The 21,603-nt window shown below is 36.8% G+C and carries 18 protein-coding genes and 3 pseudogenes; 14 read left to right on the top strand and 7 right to left on the bottom strand.

All coding sequences use genetic code 11. The features are described 5' to 3' along the window. Positions 1–47: 47 nt before the first annotated feature. A complete protein-coding gene (locus CWATDRAFT_RS39285; protein ID WP_412093196.1) occupies positions 48–167 on the bottom strand; it encodes a PEP-CTERM sorting domain-containing protein in 120 nt (39 codons plus the stop codon). Between the two features lie 6 nt (positions 168–173). Next, positions 174–284: pseudogene (locus CWATDRAFT_RS40950) on the bottom strand (FG-GAP repeat protein); the annotation flags it as partial. Positions 285–438: 154 nt separating this feature from the next. On the opposite strand from CWATDRAFT_RS40950, the gene CWATDRAFT_RS02935 reads away from it, so the two are divergent. Both CWATDRAFT_RS02935 and CWATDRAFT_RS02930 read left to right on the top strand, forming a co-directional pair. Then, a complete protein-coding gene (locus CWATDRAFT_RS02935) occupies positions 439–2,064 on the top strand; it encodes an IS1634-like element ISCwa1 family transposase (RefSeq protein WP_007303587.1) in 1,626 nt (541 codons plus the stop codon). Positions 2,065–2,305: 241 nt separating this feature from the next. Then, a pseudogene (locus CWATDRAFT_RS02930) lies at positions 2,306–3,325 on the top strand (RNA-guided endonuclease InsQ/TnpB family protein); the annotation flags it as partial. A 22-nt stretch (positions 3,326–3,347) separates the two neighbouring features. On the opposite strand, the gene dapF reads toward CWATDRAFT_RS02930, so the two are convergent. Continuing rightward, complete coding sequence (gene dapF, locus CWATDRAFT_RS02925) at positions 3,348–4,184, bottom strand: diaminopimelate epimerase (protein WP_007303585.1); 837 nt, start codon at positions 4,182–4,184, stop codon at positions 3,348–3,350. A 94-nt stretch (positions 4,185–4,278) separates the two neighbouring features. Here dapF and CWATDRAFT_RS02920 point away from each other — a divergent pair, with 94 nt between their 5' ends. The 4 genes from CWATDRAFT_RS02920 (at position 4,279) to CWATDRAFT_RS02905 (ending at position 6,540) form a co-directional block, all read left to right on the top strand. Further along, complete coding sequence (locus tag CWATDRAFT_RS02920) at positions 4,279–4,491, top strand: Hfq-related RNA-binding protein (RefSeq protein WP_007303584.1); 213 nt, start codon at positions 4,279–4,281, stop codon at positions 4,489–4,491. A gap of 192 nt (positions 4,492–4,683) precedes the next feature. Then, positions 4,684–5,205: a late competence development ComFB family protein gene (locus CWATDRAFT_RS02915; protein ID WP_007303583.1), complete on the top strand. Its 522-nt coding sequence runs from the start codon at positions 4,684–4,686 to the stop codon at positions 5,203–5,205. Between the two features lie 95 nt (positions 5,206–5,300). Further along, a complete protein-coding gene (locus tag CWATDRAFT_RS02910) occupies positions 5,301–5,954 on the top strand; it encodes a sigma-70 family RNA polymerase sigma factor (RefSeq protein WP_007303582.1) in 654 nt (217 codons plus the stop codon). Between the two features lie 115 nt (positions 5,955–6,069). Beyond that, entirely contained in the window at positions 6,070–6,540 is a 471-nt protein-coding gene (locus CWATDRAFT_RS02905; protein WP_007303581.1) for an anti-sigma factor family protein, read from the top strand. Here the strand turns inward: CWATDRAFT_RS02905 and hisA are convergent. Next, positions 6,537–7,310: a 1-(5-phosphoribosyl)-5-[(5-phosphoribosylamino)methylideneamino]imidazole-4-carboxamide isomerase gene (hisA, locus tag CWATDRAFT_RS02900; RefSeq protein WP_007303580.1), complete on the bottom strand. Its 774-nt coding sequence runs from the start codon at positions 7,308–7,310 to the stop codon at positions 6,537–6,539. The two genes, CWATDRAFT_RS02905 and hisA, sit on opposite strands and share 4 nt — an antisense overlap. Before the next feature lie 70 nt (positions 7,311–7,380). Next, a complete protein-coding gene (locus CWATDRAFT_RS02895; RefSeq protein ID WP_007303579.1) occupies positions 7,381–8,733 on the bottom strand; it encodes a trans-splicing intein-formed DNA polymerase III subunit alpha C-terminal partner DnaE-C in 1,353 nt (450 codons plus the stop codon). A gap of 52 nt (positions 8,734–8,785) precedes the next feature. Here CWATDRAFT_RS02895 and CWATDRAFT_RS02890 point away from each other — a divergent pair, with 52 nt between their 5' ends. The 4 genes from CWATDRAFT_RS02890 (at position 8,786) to CWATDRAFT_RS02875 (ending at position 15,631) form a co-directional block, all read left to right on the top strand. Then, a complete protein-coding gene (locus CWATDRAFT_RS02890; protein ID WP_007303578.1) occupies positions 8,786–9,346 on the top strand; it encodes a glycosyltransferase in 561 nt (186 codons plus the stop codon). A gap of 125 nt (positions 9,347–9,471) precedes the next feature. Continuing rightward, positions 9,472–10,998, top strand: a complete 1,527-nt coding sequence (locus tag CWATDRAFT_RS02885; protein ID WP_007303577.1) for an IS5-like element ISCwa2 family transposase — start codon at positions 9,472–9,474, stop codon at positions 10,996–10,998. A 266-nt stretch (positions 10,999–11,264) separates the two neighbouring features. Next, positions 11,265–14,615 (top strand): ribonucleotide reductase N-terminal alpha domain-containing protein, encoded by a 3,351-nt coding sequence (locus tag CWATDRAFT_RS02880; RefSeq protein WP_007303576.1) that lies wholly within the window; start codon positions 11,265–11,267, stop codon positions 14,613–14,615. A 107-nt stretch (positions 14,616–14,722) separates the two neighbouring features. Continuing rightward, positions 14,723–15,631, top strand: a complete 909-nt coding sequence (locus CWATDRAFT_RS02875) for an abortive infection family protein (RefSeq protein ID WP_007303575.1) — start codon at positions 14,723–14,725, stop codon at positions 15,629–15,631. 85 nt (positions 15,632–15,716) lie between these two features. Here the strand turns inward: CWATDRAFT_RS02875 and CWATDRAFT_RS02870 are convergent, their stop codons facing one another. Together CWATDRAFT_RS02870 and CWATDRAFT_RS32725 are read right to left on the bottom strand one after the other, a co-directional pair. After that, complete coding sequence (locus CWATDRAFT_RS02870) at positions 15,717–16,334, bottom strand: REP-associated tyrosine transposase (protein ID WP_007303574.1); 618 nt, start codon at positions 16,332–16,334, stop codon at positions 15,717–15,719. Continuing rightward, positions 16,316–17,841, bottom strand: a protein-coding gene (locus CWATDRAFT_RS32725) for an IS5-like element ISCwa2 family transposase (RefSeq protein WP_085961736.1) whose coding sequence is annotated in 2 segments (ribosomal slippage) — positions 16,316–17,700 and positions 17,700–17,841 — 1,527 coding nt in all. Because the reading frame shifts where the segments join, the coding sequence is not laid out codon by codon here. Before CWATDRAFT_RS32725 ends, CWATDRAFT_RS02870 begins: the two co-directional genes overlap by 19 nt. A gap of 170 nt (positions 17,842–18,011) precedes the next feature. Here CWATDRAFT_RS32725 and CWATDRAFT_RS02855 point away from each other — a divergent pair. From CWATDRAFT_RS02855 to CWATDRAFT_RS02840, 4 genes and pseudogenes are all read left to right on the top strand, one after another. Next, positions 18,012–18,860 (top strand): annotated as a pseudogene (locus CWATDRAFT_RS02855) (DNA adenine methylase). Between the two features lie 89 nt (positions 18,861–18,949). Beyond that, on the top strand, positions 18,950–20,290 hold the full coding sequence (locus tag CWATDRAFT_RS02850) for a nicotinate phosphoribosyltransferase (protein WP_007303571.1): 1,341 nt from the start codon (positions 18,950–18,952) through the stop codon (positions 20,288–20,290). A gap of 17 nt (positions 20,291–20,307) precedes the next feature. Continuing rightward, a complete protein-coding gene (locus CWATDRAFT_RS02845) occupies positions 20,308–20,874 on the top strand; it encodes a nicotinate-nucleotide adenylyltransferase (protein WP_007303570.1) in 567 nt (188 codons plus the stop codon). Continuing rightward, the gene (locus tag CWATDRAFT_RS02840; protein WP_007303569.1) at positions 20,871–21,590 is read left to right on the top strand and encodes an NUDIX hydrolase; all 720 of its coding nucleotides are present in this window, start codon (positions 20,871–20,873) and stop codon (positions 21,588–21,590) included. The genes CWATDRAFT_RS02845 and CWATDRAFT_RS02840 overlap by 4 nt, the downstream gene beginning before the upstream one ends. Positions 21,591–21,603 lie beyond the last annotated feature (13 nt).

The raw sequence follows: 21,603 nt of genomic DNA, 5'->3' as shown, positions 1-21,603 counted from the left end.
GTAGAGACATTTCCTAAAACATCTCTACAATGGGATCAAAACAGTTATTAACCTTGTTTTTGATTCTTCTTAGCTAATTTGCGTTTAAAAAATGCACCAAAACCAATGGCAGTTCCAGCACCTAAAATAGTTAAAGGTTCTGGTACGGGTTGGCTATTTGTAAACACATAAGCTGAACCACTATCAATTCCATTATCATCATCACGGAAACTACCCACTAAAGCCCTATCACCTGACAATGACACAGAAGCCCCAAATAAATCACCGGCCGAACCATCAGGGGCGGTTAACTTTTGTAACCCAGATTCCGCACTTCAAAAAGTAGCATTAAATACTACAAGCCTGGGGTTAATAATTAAGTATAATTGCTTAAGCTCTTGAAGACAAAAAAGTGGGATAATTGTTTAAGTTGTTTCCTCTGTAAAAAAAGAGCGAAAAATGTCTTATTTAGAAGAAATACAAGTTAAAAATTTAGACCATTTAGGGATAGTAGCTGGTTTAATTGATGAAATAGGAATAGTCAAAATAATTAATAATAAATTAGGAATAGATGTTAGAGAAAAAATCTCAGCAGGTACAGTAGTTAAGTCTATTTTAATCAATGGACTAGGATTTGTTTCAAGACCTCTATATTTATTCAGTCAGTTTTTTCAAGATAAAGCCATTGAGAAATTGTTAGGAGAAAGAATTAAACCTGATTACCTTAATGATGATAAAATTGGGAGAGTAATGGATGAATTATATAAATATGGACTAAATGATATTTTTATTGAAGTAGTTTTAGAAGTAATTAAAAAATTTAAAATAGACCTTAAATACTCCCATTTAGATTCCACATCATTTCATTTAGATGGAGAATATAAAAGGGAAGAAGATAAAGAGAAACAGGAAGAAGAAAAAATTATTAAAGAAAGACCAATTTTTATTAAGAAAGGATATTCTCGGGATCATAGACCAGACTTAAAACAATGTGTCTTGGATTTAATAACAAGCCAAGATGGAGATATTCCATTATTTGTGAGAGTAGGAGATGGAAATGAATCTGATAAAGCTGTATTTGGAAAAGTTTTAGTAGAATTCAAAAAGCAAATAAAGTTTGATAGTATCATGGTTTGTGATAGTGCTTTATATGGTCAAGAAAATCTCCAACTAATCCAACATTTAAAATGGATAACGAGAGTTCCAATGACCATAAAAAAAGCAAAAGAATTAGTGCAAAATATAGAGGTGGAAGAAGTAAAAGACGAAGATAAAGAAAAAAGAAGTGACCTAAATTTAGAAAGTTATACCTGGAAAGAAGAAATTGTTACTTATGGTGGAATCAAGCAAACTTGGTTAATAGTCTTGAGTGAAAAAAGACAGAAAAGTGATTTGGAAAAACTAGAAAAACAACTTTCCCAAGAAGAGAAGAAATCCCAAAAATTTCTTAAAGAAATACAATCTGAAGAATTTGAACATCCTCAAGCTGCTCGATATAAATTAAAAGCTATTAATAAAAAATTGAGATTGTTGGAAATAAAAGAAGTTGAACTGATTGAAACTTACTCGAAAAAAAAGGAAAAGATTTATAAAATGATTAGTCTGATCATCAAAAAAGATGAAGAGATAAGTAGAAAGACTAAAGAAGCAGGAAAATTTATTTTAGCAACTAACTTAGTAGAGGAAAATAAATTAGAAGCTAGTGAAATTCTGATAACTTATAAAAACCAGCAATCTACGGAAAGAGGATTTCGATTTTTGAAAGATCCCTTATTTTTTACTGATAGTTTCTTCGTTGAAAAACCAGAAAGAATAGAAACAATGTTATTTTTAATGTCTTTGTGTTTGTTGATTTATAACTTGGGGCAAAGAGAATTAAGAAATTGTTTAAAAAGAGTCAAAAAAGGAATAAATAATCAAGTAGGGAAAGTAACATTGCGTCCGACTTTGAGGTGGATATTTCAATGTTTTCAAGGTATTCATTATGTGATTTTAAACGGAGTTAAACAAATTGTCAATTTAACAGAAGAAAGGCGTTTTATATTGAGTTTATTACCTGCATCTTGTCAAAGATATTATCTATAAATTGAATTGGATAAAGCAAAAATAATAAAAGAATAAGAGTCTAATGATATCAAATGAGAAGAGGAAACTCTCCTTCGTTTGTGCTGAGTCTTACTAAGTTTTCAATGAGTATAAATCTTCTTAATTTGATTATTTTTCCTAAAAATTTAATGAAAAGAGAAATATTCTTGCCCAGGTATGATTTTCGGACTTTTTAAAACTATGTATTTTTTCATACTACATTTTGAAGTGCGGAATCTGGGTAAGAAGACTACATGATGCTTGGGATTTCTTTCGTAATAGGGGTTTTGGTTTTCCTCGGTTCAAAAAGTATGGACAGATGAAGTCTTTGCTGTTTCCTCAATTCAAAAACCCACCCCTCCAACTCCCCTCCCAGGAGGGGCTGGGGGTGGGTGGATGGCAAATAAAATTACCAAAATTAGGAAAAGTACAGATAAATCTTCATCGTCCAATACCTGATGGTTTTGTTATTAAGCAGATAAGAGTTGTTAAGAAAGCAATGGGATGGTTTGCCGTAATTATCATTCAATCAGACATTAACTTACCTGAAGTTAATGCTCCTTTTGGGCATCCTTTAGGGTTAGATGTGGGGTTATCTAGTTACTTAGCAACTAGTGATAACTATGTAGAAAAAGGGCGTAAATTCTTCAAAAGTGAACAACGCAAGCTGAAATTGCTGCAACGTCGCCTAAGTAGAAAACAGAAGCGTTCCAAGAACTACGAAAAAGCTAGAAAACGAGTAGAACAACAACATAATCATATTGCTTTCAAACGTAAAGATTATCAGTTCAAATTAGCCCACAAAGTTTGTGACATGGGAGACAGTATCTTCATGGAGGATATTGACTTTCGGACTATGGCCAAGGGCTTTTTGGGTAAGCATACTCTAGATGCGAGTTTTGGGCAGTTTAGGGATATTCTGAAATATGTCTGTTTGATAAGAGGGAAATATTTCGGTTTAGTTGACCATCGGGGGACTAGCCAGACTTGCCCAAATTGTCGTACAGAAGTCAGAAAAACTCTAGCTGATAGGACACATTATTGTCCTGAATGTGGCTATCGCTGTTATAGAGACGTAGCATCGGCACAGGAAATTTGCAATCGAGGAATAGAAACTACTACTCTGGGACTCAGAGGAAAGGAAACAGTCTGTCAAGTCGAGGTGTCGGGGGTGATGAGCCTAGATAACTGGCGTAGGGGTACACCCCTGTGGGCAGAAATATCCCGTCGTGAGTCGGGAAGCCCACGCTATACTGCCTAGCAGTTAGCGTGGGAGGATGTCACTAATCAATAACCCCGGTAAAAACCTCTTCAGCAGGGCCTGTCATATACAGTCGATTATCTTTTTTAGACCATTCAATTGTTAAACATCCTCCAGGTAACTCCACTGTGCAAAGGCGATCGCAATGTCCCGTTAATACCCCTGCTACAACAGAAGCACAAGCACCTGTTCCACAGGCTAAAGTTATTCCTGCCCCCCGTTCCCAAACTCTCATTTTCAGGTAATCACGGCGAACTACTTCGATAAATTCTGTATTGGTTCGTTCGGGGAATACAGCATGATGCTCAAATTTTGGACCAATGGTTTCCAAAGGAATCTTAGCTACATCTTCTACAAAAGTAATACAGTGAGGATTACCCATACTCACACAAGTCACTAACCAAGATTGATCTCCTACTTCTAAGGATTGATCAATGACCTTTTCTTCTGCTTTGGTTAACGTGGTAGGAATTTCCTTGGCCAATAAAAAAGGGGTTCCCATATCCACCTTTACTTGTCCTTCTGCTTCTAAATTAGGGATGATGATACCTGCTAAGGTTTGAATACGGTAAGATTTTTCTGTAGTGTCAATCCCTTCTAATTTAGCCAAGAAACGGGCTAAACAACGAATTCCGTTGCCACACATTTGCGGTTCTGAACCATCAGAATTAAAAATCCGCATAGTGTAATCGCTATTTTCATCTCCAGGGAGAGCAAAAATCACTCCATCTGCCCCGATTCCAAAATGGCGATCGCATAATTTAACGGCTTCTTCTGGGGACAATGAGGGGGTGGTACTGTGGCGATTATCCACTAAAATAAAGTCATTACCTAGACCCTGATATTTAGTAAATTCCATAATAATTCAAGCGAGGACTATATCAACAATTATCAATTAACCGACACATAAGGACAAGGGATACCTGATAATAGAAATAAATCATCATAGTACCATGACTGAATTTGATACAGGGCTACCTAGTGTTCGACAAGTTCAAAAGTACATCAAAGAGCAACAAAAAATTGTCATACAGCTAACCACACAAGAAACCATCACCGGTCAAGTTTTATGGCAAGATCCTCAATGTATTTGTGTTTCGGATCAGTCCGAGCAATCTCTGTTAATTTGGCGACAAGCCCTAATCTATATTAAACCTGTTCCTTAACCCGATCAGATTGCTTCTTTTGTCAACAAGGAAATTAATGCTATCTGGTTGTAACTTTTAGTTCAATTTTTGGTAATCTAACGTCAACCACTCCTAGATACAAACAGTTAAGTCTGTTTTAGGGAATCCCTGCTTGTTTCAGGGCGGGGAGGATGTCAAAGATTGCTCCTCTTTTTAGCAAACAATAAAACCATGAGCATTCAACAAATTGTCGAAAACGCACTCAAAAATGGCTATTTAACACCCCTAATGGAGGAAGAAGTCGGACGACTCTGTGAATCGGCTTCAGACTTATCTACGGAGGAATACACCGCATTAGATCGCCTGATGGGGGCATTATTAACCGGAGAAGTTAAAGCCGTAGCAAGAAAACAGTTCATTAACGTTATGGAAGAATTGGTCTTGAGTGAAGCCATTAACCAAGTTGCCAAACAAGAATCAAAAGAAGCCTGTAACCTTGATATTGGAGACATAGCAGCTTATGCCCTCAACCGTTTACCTCCCCTCTATGCCACCACCCATGAAGGGGCAGACTATCAAAGAAAACGGGCAAAAGAAGAATTACAAAGTTTGATTGCTCAAGAGGTGACAGAAGGAATTGAAAGCTATTTTCAACGTCCTACGATTCCTAACCGAAGACCCCTCGAACGAGAACAACGCAGGGATATTCTAAAAAATATGACTGATATGCTTAAATCCTTAGCCCCTGATTGATAAATATAAAAACAAGATTAAACCCAAGGGAACCATTGTTTGAACTCTTACGTCTAGGATGCTAACGTGAGGAGAATTCATCGTCAGGTAAACTTATGAGTCAAGCAATTACAGGATCTCAAGGACTACTTCGCCAGTGGGGCAAGCAATCGCTAGTAGCTCCAGAAAAGCTCTCAAACTACGATTTGATTGTTAAGTGCCAGGAGGGAGCAAAGCCAGATCGTGTAGCCTTTGCTGAACTTCTAAACCGTTATCAGTCCCACGTAGATAGAATTCTTTACCATTTAGCCCCCGATTGGCAGGATCGCGCTGATCTAGCTCAAGAAGTTTGGATTAGGGTTTATCGCAATATTAAGCGTCTTAATGAACCGGTTAAATTTCGGGGTTGGTTAAGTAGAATTGCCACAAACTTATTTTATGACGAATTACGTAAAAGGAAACGAGTTAGCCATCCTATCTCATTAGATGCTCCCCGTCGGGTAGACGATGGAGAAATAGAATGGGATATTGTCTCAGATTATCCTAGTCCAGATGACGATTTAGCTACTCGTGAATTTTATGAGCGTCTCAAAGTGGCGATCGCCGATTTACCCGAAGCTTTTAGAACCACTATAATTTTAAGGGAAATCGAAGGTCTAGCTTACGAAGAAATCGCAGAAATGACTGGGGTTTCTTTGGGTACAGTCAAATCCCGTATTGCTAGAGCCAGAGGTAAACTACAAACGGTTTTAAAGAAATATGTTGATTAGTTGAGATCCTTCTCATCTCAATTATCATTCGTGATGGGTGTCATGACTGTGCTTTTATAAGCATTTGTCTCCGCAACCAAGGGTCTTATTTATAGGATCGAAGGAGAAATTAATCATGATGTCTAATTTTGAACATAAGCAAGGTTTGTTTCCCACTGATTCAAGTGATATGGATAATCAGTTTGAGCGTTTTGAGTTGTTGAGCGCCTACATGGACGGAGAACTGACAGCGGAAGAACGTAAACAGGTTCAGCAATGGCTGGATATTGATCCCGAGTTCCATGAGTTGTATAAGCAACTGTTACGGGTGCAACGAGAGACTCCGACTCTTAAGGTCCCAGAAAGTTCTATTTCTGTGGATGACTTATCTCAGGGAGTTTTTGACACCATAGATCGTCAAGACGGGAGAAAACGGGGCTTGATTGCTAGTGCGTTAGGAATTGCTGCGGTGATTGTTGGCTCCATTACCCATATTTCTTTACAGGATGGATTATTTCCCCGTTATGCTCGTACCAACGGAGATAACCAAGCTCTAACCATTGCTTTAAACCGTCCGGCGGTAGAAATACCTCCCACTCTTCGTTAACTAAAAGCAGATGAACCAAGATCAGGAGGAATATCTTGCCAACGGCCAGGGCCAACAGCCCGAACTGCCTCGGTTAAGCTGACATCTCCTGTGTATAATGCCTTACCAATAATTACACCAGCTACGCCGATGGGTTCTAAGGACAATAACCCTAAGACATCACTCAAAGAACTAACACCCCCCGAAGCAATCACAGGGATATTTATCTGCTGTGCCAATTCTCCCAGGGCTTCACGGTTAGGCCCTTGTAGGGTTCCGTCACGGTGTATATCTGTATAAATAATGGCACTCACCCCAAATTCGGCCATTTGTTGGGCTAAGTCCACTGCTAAGACTTCGGAGGTTTCTAGCCATCCTCTGGTGGCAACTTTCCCGTTGCGAGCATCGATCCCCACTGCAATTTTACCTGGAAAAGCTTGACACAATTCTTGCACCAAAGCAGGATTTTCCACCGCCACAGTGCCGACAATGGTGCGTGCGACCCCTAAATCAATCAGTTGGGCGATACTTTGGCGATCGCGTAATCCCCCTCCAACTTGTACAGGAATGGATATAGCTCTAACGATAGCTTCTATGGTATCAAGATTGACTGGGTGACCCTGTTTTGCCCCATCTAAGTCCACTAAATGTAAACGGGTTGCTCCTTCATCGGCCCATTGACGGGCTACTTCCACAGGATTTTCGTTATAAACTTGGGATTGTTGATAGTCTCCTTGGTAGAGACGGACACAACGTCCTTCTAGCAGATCGATCGCAGGGATAACATCCATGAAAGGTATATTGTTTGAGTTTTTCAAATATTATAATCTTATCAAAAGGGGGACTGACTGGTTCTGTTGATCAAGAATTACTCACTAGGGGGGTAGGAAAAGCATCAAACTTAGCATTTCTCAGAGCTTCAACCACAGATTTATCATTGTGTACCCAATAATCTTCACCTAAGCGAATTAATTGACGATTTTCTCCACTTCCAATAATGGCAATTACCGGGATTTTTGATTTATTTTTATCTCCAGCATTGTCACGAAGAATCCTTTTTAAACTAGAATAATAGTCTCTATTTCTTGCTTGTTCAACACTCAATTTTACCATTACCATTCTGACTGTTTCTACCGGTTCAGCATCGTTAACAATTAGTTGAATTTTATCCTCTCTGTGGTCAACTTTTCCCCAAACAATGAGTCGAGAATCTTCAGTTAAAACCTCACGAACTTTCTTGTAAGTTTCAGGAAAGCAAACCCCTTTCACCTGTGCTGATCCATCTTCTAAAACTAGAAAAGCCATAGGATCGCCTTTCTTAGTTGTGTATTGTTTGACCTCATTAACCATAATAACAGCACTAACTTTTGTATTTTTTTTCTGTTCTGCTATTTCATTTAAGTTAATCGGTGATAATAACTTTGCTGCTTTTTTAAGGGCTGTTAAAGGATGTTCCGATACATAAAATCCTAAATGTTCTTTTTCTAATCTTAATTTATCTTGTAAGGAATAAGCTTCCACAGGAGACGTACTGGGTGCCTGCTGAAAATCGTTTTTTGATTCTGTTGTTTCCCCATTGTTATCACTCACTAAGTCAAAAAGATTTAGTTGACCACTTTCTTTTTCTTTGGTTCGTTTTTGCGCCCAAGGAATAACCAATTCTAAGTCATTAATTAATTGTTGACGATTGGCATTAAGTGCATCAAAAGCTCCGGCATAAATCAAGGTTTCTAAAGCCCTTTTATTTACCGAACGAAGGTCAACACGACAACAAAAATCTGCCAAGGATTTAAACCCTCCTTCTTCTTCTTCTCGTGCTTTTAAAATGTTCTCGATCGCCCCTTCCCCTAAGTTTCTAACCGCTGACAAACCAAAGAGAATTTGTTTATCTATGGGAGTGAAATCTTTTTTGGAGAGATTGATATCGGGTGGCAAAACATCAATGCCCATTTTTTGACAGTTTTCCCGATATTTTTCCACCTTATCTTGACTATCACTACTAGCTGTTAATAATGCCGTCATGTATTCAACGGGATAATTTGCCTTTAAATAAGCGGTTTGATAGGTAACATAAGCATAGGCTGTGGAGTGAGATTTATTGAAACAGTTAGAAGCAATGGAACCATTGGCTAACAAAAAATTGTGATCTTTTTCCACCCCAATATCATAAACCTTCTGTGTTCCTAAGGAACGACAACCAATAATTTTAACCATAATGTTTCAAGTAATGATACCCTAAGAAAAGGTTAGCAAATTTACAAAGAAAATGGATCTAGCTGTTGTTATTATTAACTATCGAACCCCAAAACTGGTGATCGACTCTTTACAATCCCTCCAACCCCAAATAGACAGTTCGCGTCATAAAGTAATGTTAGTGGATAACGACTCTGGGGATGATTCTCTTCCTATTTTAGAACAAGCTATTAAGGAATATCAGTGGGAATCTTGGGTAACTTTAATTCCCTCACCCGTTAACGGTGGGTTTTCTGCGGGTAACAACGTAGGAATCAAAGCAATTACTGCTAAAGCTTATTTGTTGCTTAATAGTGATACCATCCTTAGGCCTGGGGCGATAGCTTCTCTAGAAACCGCTTTAGAAAAGCATCCCGAAGCGGGTTTAATCAGTCCCCGTCTCGAATGGCCCGATGAAACCCCACAAATTAGCTGTTTTCGCTATCATTCCCCTATCAGTCAGTTTATCGATGGTGCAGCAACTGGACCTATTACCAAGCTGCTTGATGCTTATAATGTCCCCATACCTGTCCAGAATACGCCTTTTAGACCCCAATGGACGAGTTTTGCCTGTGTTTTAATTAGGGTTTGCTGAATAAAAGCAAAACCCTATTCTTTAAAAGGTTACACCCATATTCGCGATCGCAAAAAAGATCAGCTTTGTCGGCTACAAACCGCTATAATTGGTAGAAACACCTCCCAGTTGTTGGTCAAGAACAAATGTATCGAAAAGAGGAGCAACCTTTACCGCCCCCAGAAAAATTTGAATTACCTTTCGAGGGCAAATTGTCCCCCAATAATCGTTGGGTAATCATGGCAGAGTTGATACCTTGGGATGATTTTGAGGAAGAATATGCTAAACTTTTTTCAGCAGAAAAAGGTGCGCCAGCCAAACTATTTAGAATGGCATTAGGGACATTAATTATTAAGGAAAAATTAGGAACAAGTGATAGAGAAACTATAGAACAGATTAGAGAAAATCCTTATCTACAATACTTTATAGGTTTAAATTGTTATCAACAAGAGCCACCACTGGAATCTTCAATGCTAGTTCATTTTAGGAAAAGAATTGATGGAGAATTGATAAACAAAATCAATAAAAAAATAGTAAAAAGAGAAATAGACAAGAGTGATAAAGAAGTAAAAAAAAAGGATTGTCTCCAAGAAAAAGGAGAAAAAATAAAAAATAAAGGTAAACTAATTTTAGATGCGACTTGTGCGCCAGCAGACATCAAATACCCAACGGATTTAGGCATATTAAATCAAGCCAGAATTGAGACAGAAATAATAATAGATAATCTTTATAAACCATTAAGAGTAAAATTGAGAAAAAAGCCGAGAACTTCTAGAATAATTGCTAGAAAGGAATACTTAAAAGTAGCTAAAAAACGAAAAGTATCTTATCAAGAAAGAAGAAAAGCTATCGGGAAACAGTTAAAATACCTTAAGAAAAATTTAGGAAATATAGAAGACTTAATTCAAGCTGGGGCTTCCCTGGAAAATCTGAGTAAAAGACAGAAAAATTGTCTAGAGACTATCAAAAAAGTTTATGAACAACAACAGTCAATGTGGGAGAATAAGACCCAGAGTGTTCCTCAAAGAATTGTAAGTTTAACTCAACCGCATATTCGTCCAATAGTGAGGGGAAAAGCAGGAAAACCAATAGAGTTTGGAGCTAAACTCTCAGTAAGCTGTGTAGATAACTATATGTTTCTAGAAAAAATAAGTTGGGAAAACTTCAATGAATCTTGTCATTTAAAAGAACAAGTAGAAAAGTATAAAGAAACGTTTGGCTATTATCCCGAATCCGTCCATGTAGATAAAATTTATCGAACTAGGGAAAACAGAAATTGGTGTAAGGAAAGAGGGATAAGAATCAGTGGTCCGAAGTTAGGAAGACCTCCGAAAAATGTCAGTGAAGAAGAAAAGAAACAAGCCCACTCCGATGAATGCTTCCGTAATGCTATTGAGGGAAAGTTTGGACAAGCTAAACGAAGATTTAGCCTAAATCTCGTGATGACAAAACTCCCTGAAACCTCCATTACATCTATTGCTATTACATTTTTAGTTGTCAATCTTTCTAAACTTCTGAGGCAGTTTTTGTCGCTTTTTTTGTCCTTATTTACTAATAATAGAACAGGGGAACTCATCAAACCGCCTTTCATTAATTTTGATTATACTTTAAACAATTTTTATGTACTAAAACTTATTGATTTGTCAGAAAATTCTTGGTCAAAAGTGGCATAAATTTTGGAGAAACTTTTTCAGCAAACCCTAATTAGAAGATATCAGAACATATTCAGTTAATGTAGTGAAAATCACAATCATAGGGAGCAAAACAAGTTAAGGTAAAAATCCCATGATCCACATATAGGGTTATTAATCTATCATCATTGGACAAATAACACCATATATGTGGTATAACCAGAAAGTGTCCTTTTCAAGTTGACATAAACTTACCTGAAATTAAAGTACAAAGTTATTAGTTATTTCATTAGTCCTAAGTAGTATAAATGATGCAACCCACCGTCTTAACTTCCCCTAAACAAACCTCTCATGGCGACACTCAAACCTCTTCTCTTTACCATTCACAGTTAGGAGAGAGTAAGATTAGAGTGAGACGACGGGACGGATCTTGGACTGCGTTAAATATAGTCAAGATTCGGGCAGTGGTAGACTGGGCCTGTGCTGATCGAGAAGTAAACAGTATTGCCTTAGAAGCAGGGTTAACAACTCGTTTACGGGACGGTATCACCACCAGGGAGATCCAGGATAACCTAATTAACTGTGCTTTGGAAATGTGTAGTCCCGATGAACCAGACTGGCGTTATATTGCCGGAAGACTGCATATCTGGAGTCTCTGGAAAGATACCCTAGTCAGTAGGGGTTATCAGTATGGTAACTATGAAATTGTAGCAAAGACTAAAATAGATGCTAAACAATACGATAATCGTCTCTTAACCTATTCTACAGCAGAATTACAAGAGGCTGGAAGTTGGATTAATCCAGACTGGGATACTGACTACGACTACGCTGGAGCGGTTTTGTTAACCAGTCGTTACCTTTTGGACGATGAACTTCCCCAAGAAGCTTTCTTAACCTGTGCTTTACTATTGGCAACGGTAGAAAGCCCTGAAAATAGATTACCTTGGGCAAAACGATTTTATGAAGCCATAGCCAAGGGTAAAGTGTCTCTGGCAACCCCTATTTTAGCTAATTTACGGGTTCCGGGGGGGTCTTTGACCAGTTGTTTCATTTTGTCTATAGACGACAACTTAGAGAGCATTTTTGAAGAGATTACCAACACTGCGAGGATCTCCAAAAATGGCGGTGGTGTTGGGGTTAATGTCAGTCGTATTCGGGCCACTGGTAGCTGGGTGATGGGGAAAAATAACGCTTCTGGGGGGGTTATTCCTTGGATTAAGTTGTTAAATGATACTGCGATCGCCGTTAACCAAGGAGGAAGAAGGGCCGGTGCTGTTACCGTTGGACTGGATATTTGGCATTTAGATGTACCAGAATTTTTAGAGATACAAACAGAAAACGGGGATCAAAGACGCAAAGCTTATGATGTTTTTCCTCAGTTAATATTGACCGATGAATTTATGCGTCGGGTGGAAAATAAAGAGGAATGGACTTTAGTTGATCCCTATCAAGTCAAAGAAAAGTTGGGTATTGAGTTAGCAGAATTATGGGGAGAAAAGTTTGAGGAAGCTTATGGTTTAATCGAGGCGGAATTAGATAGAGAAATTACTCTGTATAAGCGTGTTAATGCTCGTGAATTGTTTAAAACAATAATGCGATCGCAGGTAGAAACAGGGATGCCTTATTTAGCTTTTAAAGATACTATTAATAAGGCTAATCCGAATAAGCACGTGGGCTATATTCCGGGTGTAAATTTATGTGTTGCCCCTGAAACAAAAATTTTAACAGATAGGGGACAAATAGCGATCGCTGATGTAGCAGGAGAAAAGGTTAATATTTGGAATGGTTCAGAATGGTCGGAAGTTTTAGTTAAAAAGACAGGAGAAAATCAACCTTTGTTAAAGGTTCACTTTTCTAATGGTGAGTCCTTGGACTGTACTTATTATCATAAGTTTCATGTTCAAGAAAATTACAAAGGCAAAGTAAAAATTGTTGAGGCCAAAGATTTACAAGAGGGAGATAAATTGATTAAATATCGTCTTCCTTTAGTGGAATCAGAGAATGACATCGATTTTCCCTATGCTTATACATCAGGCTTTTTTAGTGGTGATGGAAGTCATGACGGTATGGGAAAACCAGAGATAGATTTATATGGTGAAAAGAAAGAACTACTACCATTTGTTACCGTTCGTAATAAGTATTACGGAGGAAGTTATGGGGATAAAAGTTGGCGCATTGAACGGGATGAAGTAGCAGTTTATGATGATGTAAATCAAGATAGAATTGTTTGTAAACTGCCGTTAGATATCCCTGCTAAATTTACCGTTCCTGTTAATGGTTACACCATACAATCTCGTTTAGAATGGCTTGCAGGGTTATTAGATGCTGATGGAACTGTTGCTAGAAATGGTGACAATGAATCTCTACAAGTTGCTTCGACTCATCAACAATTTCTTTTAGATATTCGTCTGATGTTACAAACATTAGGGGTGGATTCTAAAGTGGTCAAAATGGACGAGATGGGTTATCGATCTCTTCCTGATGGAAAGGGAGGATATCAAGACTATTTTTGTCAGGCAAAATATCGTTTATTGATCTCATCTAATGGTTTATTCCAGTTAGGAGAACTCGGATTAAAAACTAATCGTTTACAGTGGAACTTGAGGGAACCACAGCGAGAAGCGAGTCAGTTTATTCGTGTCGAAAAGGTAGAGTTAACTTGTCGTTATGATGATACTTATTGCTTCAGCGAACCAAAACGTCATTTAGGAATGTTTAATGGCATTTTGACAGGACAATGTACGGAATCTTTTTCCAATGTTACTCCTGGAAAGTTTGCTCATTGCTGTAATTTAGTTAGCTTAAATTTAGCCAATATTGAGGAAGAAGAACTGGATTATCTTTGTAATATTTCTGTTCGTATTCTGGATAATACTATCGATATTACTAACCCTCCATTTAACGATGCAAAGGCACATAACGATAGATATCGCACCGTTGGAGTTGGTTGTATGGGGTTAGCTGACTGGTTGGCTAAAAAGGGTTTAACCTACGAAAATATAACCGAAATTAGTAACTTATTTGAAGAGGTAGGTTATTGGTGTACCCATACATCTATGGAGTTGGCCAAAGAAAGAAGTCCTTATAACGCTTTCGAGGGAAGCGACTGGAGTAAAGGGTTATTAATAGGTTCAAAACCTGTTGATTGGTTCGTTGAAAATGCTTCTAAAAAAGAGCGTTGGGTGCAGTTATCAGAAGACATAAAAACTTATGGTATTCGTAACTCCCATATCACTGCGATCGCCCCTAATACTTCTTCTTCTTTGGTACAGGGTTGTACGGCTAGTATTCTCCCTGTTTATAGTCGTTTCTTTTACGATAAATGGGCTAAGGGAACGATTCCTATTGCACCTCCATTTATTAAAGAATCTTTCTGGTTTTATCACGAAAATAAGACCCTAGAACAACAAAAAGTGGTCAAAGCGGTTGCAACTATTCAACAATGGATAGATACAGGAATTTCTATGGAATTGTTGTTTAATTTGAATCAGGGTGTTTACTTTGCTGATGAACCAGAACGCTGTTTGACTGCTAAGGATATTTTTGAGACGTTACTATTAGCTTGGAAAGAAGGTTGTAAGGCGATATATTACGTTAGGACAGTTCAGAAAGACGATTTTAAAGAGTCTGATAATAATTGTACTGCTTGTGCTAATTAATCTCTGGGAAATGCAATTAAGCTAAAATCCATGAAATATGGGTTTTAGCCAAGCGAAAGACAAACAATCACTAAAATGTTTTTTAGCTTGACGAGTAAGAAACTGCAATGGACACTAAAATTACAGAAGTTACAAGAAGAGATATTATAGATTCAATATTCTTGGAGGAGATTGAATTGTATGGTCGACTGGAAGAAATTGAGTTTCTTTCAAGAATTTGGGATTTAGAATCTCTGGAGTCTTTTGATGGCAGATTTAACAATGCTGAACAAGATATATGGCAACATACTGTTAATAATAATGACTGGCCAATAGACTGGATTTTTGATGATCCAAGATTTAACTTAATAAGGGGTGATGATGAGACTTTTCTCAGATTTCTTTGTGAAACTATTCATCCTGTTGTCAGACAAGATATTCACGAAGCACAAAAACTCTGTGAACTTTATAATAAACACTTAAAAAACGATGGATATCAAATAATTGAAAAAGGACAAATTTCAAAGAAACCAATCTTTAAAGGCCAGTTTATAGGAACATCAATCTTACCAGGAATACCGTTAGTTCAAGAATTATTCTCAGGTATTGATGATGAATATATTTCCAAACAACTTGAGCGTATGGAAAAAGCTATTAATCATGATCCAGAATTAGCAATAGGTACTGCGAAGGAGTCAGGAGAAACTTGTTGTAAAAGCATATTAGAAGAATGCAATATACAATTTACCAAAAAGGAAAAGTTGACTAAACTTGTTAAGCTTACTGTTAAGCAATTAGAGTTAACTCCAGAAGATATTCCTGACAAAGCGAAAGCAAGTGACACTATTAAAAACCTACTCAGTAATTTAGCAACAATTACTCAAGGAATTGCTGAGTTAAGAAATCACTATGGTACTGGTCATGGTAAATCCAATTCAAGCAAAGGTTTACAACCAAGACACGCAAAATTAGCTGTTGGTGCAGCATCTACACTTATAGTTTTTTTGAGTGAAACGCACAAACATAGAAAGACCTAAATTAAATTGAGTAGGGTGGGCATTGCCCACCTTACCACTAGACTAGGGTAAAAAACAATTCTTACATAATCTCTAACAATATCTGTCATTCACCAACATAATTTTTAATGTTATCAAAATTAGGAATTTTATCTAATTTTCCCTGACAAACACATCCCCAACTAGATGAATATCCATCTTTTTGAACCAAACTATGAAAACTTGAATATGACCACAAATGGGGACAAGAAACTAAACCATGTTTAACTGGATTATAGTGAATATAATTCAAATAAGTTTCTAACTCTGATTCATCTTGTATTGTATGTTCCCAAAAACGTCGTTGCCAAACATTACTTTCACGGTGTTTTTGTCGAGAAATAGAAACCGTCTTAGGTAAAGCGTTATTACCCCGAAATGATTTTGTAAATAGGGTTTTAATGTGTCCAATACGTTTAGAATAGTTTTTATCATTAGGAGGTAATACCCAAAGAAAATGAAGATGATTAGGTAAAATAACTGCACCAAAAATATTAAAAGGCATTTCTTTTTTGACAGTTGCTACTGCTGTACGAAGTTTATTCACATTATCTGAATTAGCAAAATAAGGCCGTCTTTGATAAGTAACTATTGTGAAAAAATAGGTTCCACCAGGAACATAAAGACGACGATAATTAGGGTTTGCTGAAAAAGTTTCTCCAAAATTTATGCCACTTTTGACCAAGAATTTTCTGACAAATCAATAAGTTTTAGTACATAAAAATTGTTTAAAGTATAATCAAAATTAATGAAAGGCGGTTTGATGAGTTCCCCTGTTCTATTATTAGTAAATAAGGACAAAAAAAGCGACAAAAACTGCCTCAGAAGTTTAGAAAGATTGACAACTAAAAATGTAATAGCAATAGATGTAATGGAGGTTTCAGGGAGTTTTGTCATCACGAAATTTAGGCTAAATCTTCGTTTAGCTTGTCCAAACTTTCCCTCAATAGCATTACGGAAGCATTCATCGGAGTGGGCTTGTTTCTTTTCTTCTTCACTGACATTTTTCGGAGGTCTTCCTAACTTCGGACCACTGATTCTTATCCCTCTTTCCTTACACCAATTTCTGTTTTCCCTAGTTCGATAAATTTTATCTACATGGACGGATTCGGGATAATAGCCAAACGTTTCTTTATACTTTTCTACTTGTTCTTTTAAATGACAAGATTCATTGAAGTTTTCCCAACTTATTTTGTCTAGAAACACATAGTTATCTACACAGCTTACTGAGAGTTTAGCTCGAAACTCTATTGGTTTTCCTGCTTTTCCCCTCACTATTGGACGAATATGCGGTTGAGTTAAACTTACAATTCTTTGAGGAACACTCTGGGTCTTATTCTCCCACATTGACTGTTGTTGTTCATAAACTTTTTTGATAGTCTCTAGACAATTTTTCTGTCTTTTACTCAGATTTTCCAGGGAAGCCCCAGCTTGAATTAAGTCTTCTATATTTCCTAAATTTTTCTTAAGGTATTTTAACTGTTTCCCGATAGCTTTTCTTCTTTCTTGATAAGATACTTTTCGTTTTTTAGCTACTTTTAAGTATTCCTTTCTAGCAATTTTTCTAGAAGTTCTCGGCTTTTTTCTCAATTTTACTCTTAATGGTTTATAAAGATTATCTATTATTCTTTCTGTCTCAATTCTGGCTTTATTTAATATGCCTAAATCCGTTGGGTATTTGATGTCTGCTGGCGCACAAGTCGCATCTAAAATTAGTTTACCTTTATTTTTTATTTTTTCTCCTTTTTCTTGGAGACAATCCTTTTTTTTTACTTCTTTATCACTCTTGTCTATTTCTCTTTTTACTATTTTTTTATTGATTTTGTTTATCAATTCTCCATCAATTCTTTTCTTAAAATGAACTAGCATTGAAGATTCCAGTGGTGGCTCTTGTTGATAACAATTTAAACCTATAAAGTATTGTAGATAGGGATTTTCTCTAATCTGTTCTATAGTTTCTCTATCACTTGTTCCTAATTTTTCCTTAATAATTAATGTCCCTAATGCCATTCTAAATAGTTTGGCTGGCGCACCTTTTTCTGCTGAAAAAGTTTAGCATATTCTTCCTCAAAATCATCCCAAGGTATCAACTCTGCCATGATTACCCAACGATTATTGGGGGACAATTTGCCCTCGAAAGGTAATTCAAATTTTTCTGGGGGCGGTAAAGGTTGCTCCTCTTTTCGATACATTTGTTCTTGACCAACAACTGGGAGGTGTTTCTACCAATTATAGCGGTTTGTAGCCGACAAAGCTGATCTTTTTTGCGATCGCGAATATGGGTGTAACCTTTTAAAGAATAGGGTTTTGCTTTTATTCAGCAAACCCTAATTAAATCTAACTAAATATTGAGTAAAATCTTATGATTAAAAGTCCCTTAAGGTATCCTGGTGGCAAATCAAGAGCGATTAAACAAATACAAGAACAATTTCCTAGAAGGTTTACTTTCTCTGAGTATCGAGAACCCTTTGTTGGGGGTGGTTCAGTCTTTATTTATCTTAAACAAATCTATCCTAATATAGATATTTGGATCAATGATTTAAACCCAGAGTTATACTTATTTTGGAAAATTGCTCAATCGGATTTAAAAGCATTAGTTACTGAACTTAGACAGATTAAAAAGAATAGGAAAGATGGACGAGAATTATTCCAAGAATTACGTGAGCTTGATGTAGGAAAAATATCTGATTTTGAAAGAGCAGTGCGTTTTTTTATTTTAAATAGAATTACTTTTTCTGGTACTATAGAATCAGGGGGATATTCTGAAAAATCTTTTCAGACAAGGTTTACAGAATCATCCATCGATCGCTTAGAAAAGTTAGGTCAGATTCTCCCAGGAATTCGTATTACAAACTTAGATTATCGAGAAGTTGTTAAGCAAAAAGGAGAGAATACTTTTATCTTCTTAGATCCCCCATATTTAACCGCAACTAAATCTAGATTATATGGAAAAGATGGGGACTTACATACCTCATTTAATCATCAAGACTTTGCCAATACTATGAAAAAATGCGATCATCAATGGTTAATGACCTATGATGACTCTCAATAAATTAGAAACTATTTTCAAGACTTTAATATTATTCCTTGGCAGTTACAATATGGGATGAATAATTATAAACAAGGAAAAGCCGAAAAAGGACAAGAAATTTTTGTTAGAAACTATGATATAGGGGTAACCCAATTATCTTTAAATTTGAATATTTATTGACTTATGATGCAACACCGAGATTATTGGTAACTGTTTACACTTTTGGTAAAAATCACTATAATTAGTTTGAAAGAGCAAAAAGACTACCCATGTTAACTTTCAATCCCAGTTTAACCCCATCACTCCAAGAAAGTAGCTTGTTGACAGACTTGTATCAGTTAACAATGGCTGCTTGTTACGCAGGAGAAGGCATTGCCGAAAAAAAAGCCAGTTTTGAACTATTTGTACGCCGTTTACCCGATAATTTTGGTTATTTGATAGCTATGGGACTGGCTCAAGGGTTACAGTATCTAGAAAATTTACGTTTTTCAGCAGAACAGATAGATTATCTGCAAAGTACAGGTATTTTTGACCATGTAACCCCTTATTTTTGGTCATTATTGCAAAATCAAGGCTTTACGGGAGATGTTTGGGCTGTTCCCGAGGGAATCCCTATCTTTGCCAATGAACCCTTATTGCGGGTTGAGGCACCGTTATGGCAAGCACAAATAGTAGAAACCTACCTTTTGAACACCATCAACTATCAGACCCTAATCGCCACCAGAGCAGCGAGAATGCGCGATATAGCAGGGGAAAAGGCAATTTTGTTAGAATTTGGTACAAGGCGAGCATTTAGCCCTCAAGGGGCAATTTGGGCGGCTAGAGCAGCTTTAGGAGCGGGTTTTGATGCCACTTCTAATGTTTTAGCAGCGAAGGAACTTAACCAGCAACCCAGTGGCACTATGGCCCACGCTTTGGTGATGGCTATTAAAGGTTTATCTGGCAGCGAAGACGAGGCGTTTATGGCTTTTAATCGTCACTTTCCAGGGGCAACCTTATTGATCGATACCTATGATACCTTAGCTGCGGCGCAACGGTTAGCCGAAAACAGGGAAATAGAGATTAAAGGGGTTCGTGTGGACTCTGGGGACTTGGGGAGTTTATCTCAAAAAGTGCGATCGCTACTACCAAAGGTAAATATTTTTGCCAGTGGGGATATTGATGAATGGGAGTTGCAACGGTTACGATCAGAAAACGCTCTTTTTGACGGTTATGGGGTGGGAACTCGTTTGGTGACGGGACATCCGGTTAATGGGGTCTATAAATTAGTAGAAATAGATAACGTTCCTACCATGAAACAATCTAGCAATAAGATGACTTATCCGGGAAGAAAACAGATATTTCGTCGCTATAATAACGGAATTATAGAAAGCGATCGCTTAGCCTTAATAGAGGAAGAGATTGAATCAGGAGAAACCCCCTTATTAGAGTTAGTCATAACAGAAGGTAACTTGTTAAAAGAAAATGAATCTTTAGACACCATTCGTCAACGGGTTCAAACTTCTCTTAAAAGTTTACCTGAAGATACTCATAAGATAACCAAACCGAGTCCTATTCAAGTGAATATTTCTCAACCCTTAGAAACCTTACGTCAATCTTTAATTGTTTAAGTGTGGGAAAAAATTAGATGACAAAAATTGCTTTATTTGGAACCAGTGCTGATCCCCCAACTGCCGGCCATCAATCGATTATTCACTGGTTATCCAATAATTTTGATTATGTAGGAATTTGGGCTGCTGATAACCCATATAAAGATCATAAAACCTCTTTGGATCATCGTCTAGCTATGTTAAAGCTATTAATTGATGATGTTGATTCCCCTGGAGATAATATTTATCTTTCTAAAAGTTTAAGTCATCGCCGCAGTTTGATTAGTGTTGGCAAAGCTAAGGAAATATGGGGAGAAAATTCTGACTATTTTTTCGTGATTGGTTCTGATATAGTTAAACAAATTCGTCAATGGTATCGCATTGATGAATTATTAGCTCAAGTTTCCCTTTTAATTGTTCCTCGTCCTGGTTATACTATCAATGAATCTGACTTAAAAGCTTTAGAAGATATAGGAGGTAAATGTCAAATTGCTGACTTAAATGCCCCTGCTGTTTCTTCTACTGCTTACCGAAAAGATGGTAACGAGAATGTCTTAATTCAACCAGTTCAAGATTATATTCATCAGGAAAAACTATACGCATGAATTCCAATAGTAATAAATTGACTTTAGAGAATTTTAAAGTAGGGGTTGATAATGTAATTTTTTCCATCGATTCTTCAAAAAATAGGCTCTTAGTTTTATTGGTTAAACGCTCAGATAAACCTTATATTAATCAGTGGGGTTTACCAGGAACTTTAGTAAGAAAAGGAGAATCTTTAGAAGCAGCAGCTTATCGTATTTTATCGGAAAAAATAGAGACTAATAATTTATATTTAGAACAACTCTATACCTTCGGGGGACCAGAAAGAGATCCCAGAGAATCACCATTAAGTTATGGGGTTCGTTATCTATCAGTTAGTTATTTTGCTTTGCTGCGTTTTGAAGAAGCAAAATTAATCAGAAAGGATTATAACACTACTTGGTATATGATAGGAAAAGTTCCTGAATTAGCTTTTGATCATAATCTTATTTTAGACTATGGTTATCAACGACTAAGGAGTAAATTAGAATACAGTCCCATTGCTTTTGATGTTTTACCTGATGTGTTTACTTTAAATGATTTATATCAATTTTATACCACTGTCTTAGGAGAAAAATTTGCTGATTATTCTAATTTTAGAACCCGTTTACTTAAGTTGGGTTTTCTGATAGATACTGAGAAAAAAGTATCTAGAGGTGCAGGAAGGCCAGCAACTTTATATCGCTTTGATCCTGAAGCTTTTGCCCCGTTAAAAGATAAACCTTTTGTTTTTATTTAAACCTAGAAATTAC

Origin of the sequence: Crocosphaera watsonii WH 8501 (assembly GCF_000167195.1) — a bacterium.
Classification (GTDB): Bacteria; Cyanobacteriota; Cyanobacteriia; order Cyanobacteriales; family Microcystaceae; genus Crocosphaera; species Crocosphaera watsonii.
The sequence above is the reverse complement of the archived record's forward strand: the minus strand, read 5'-3'. Positions and strand labels throughout refer to the sequence as shown.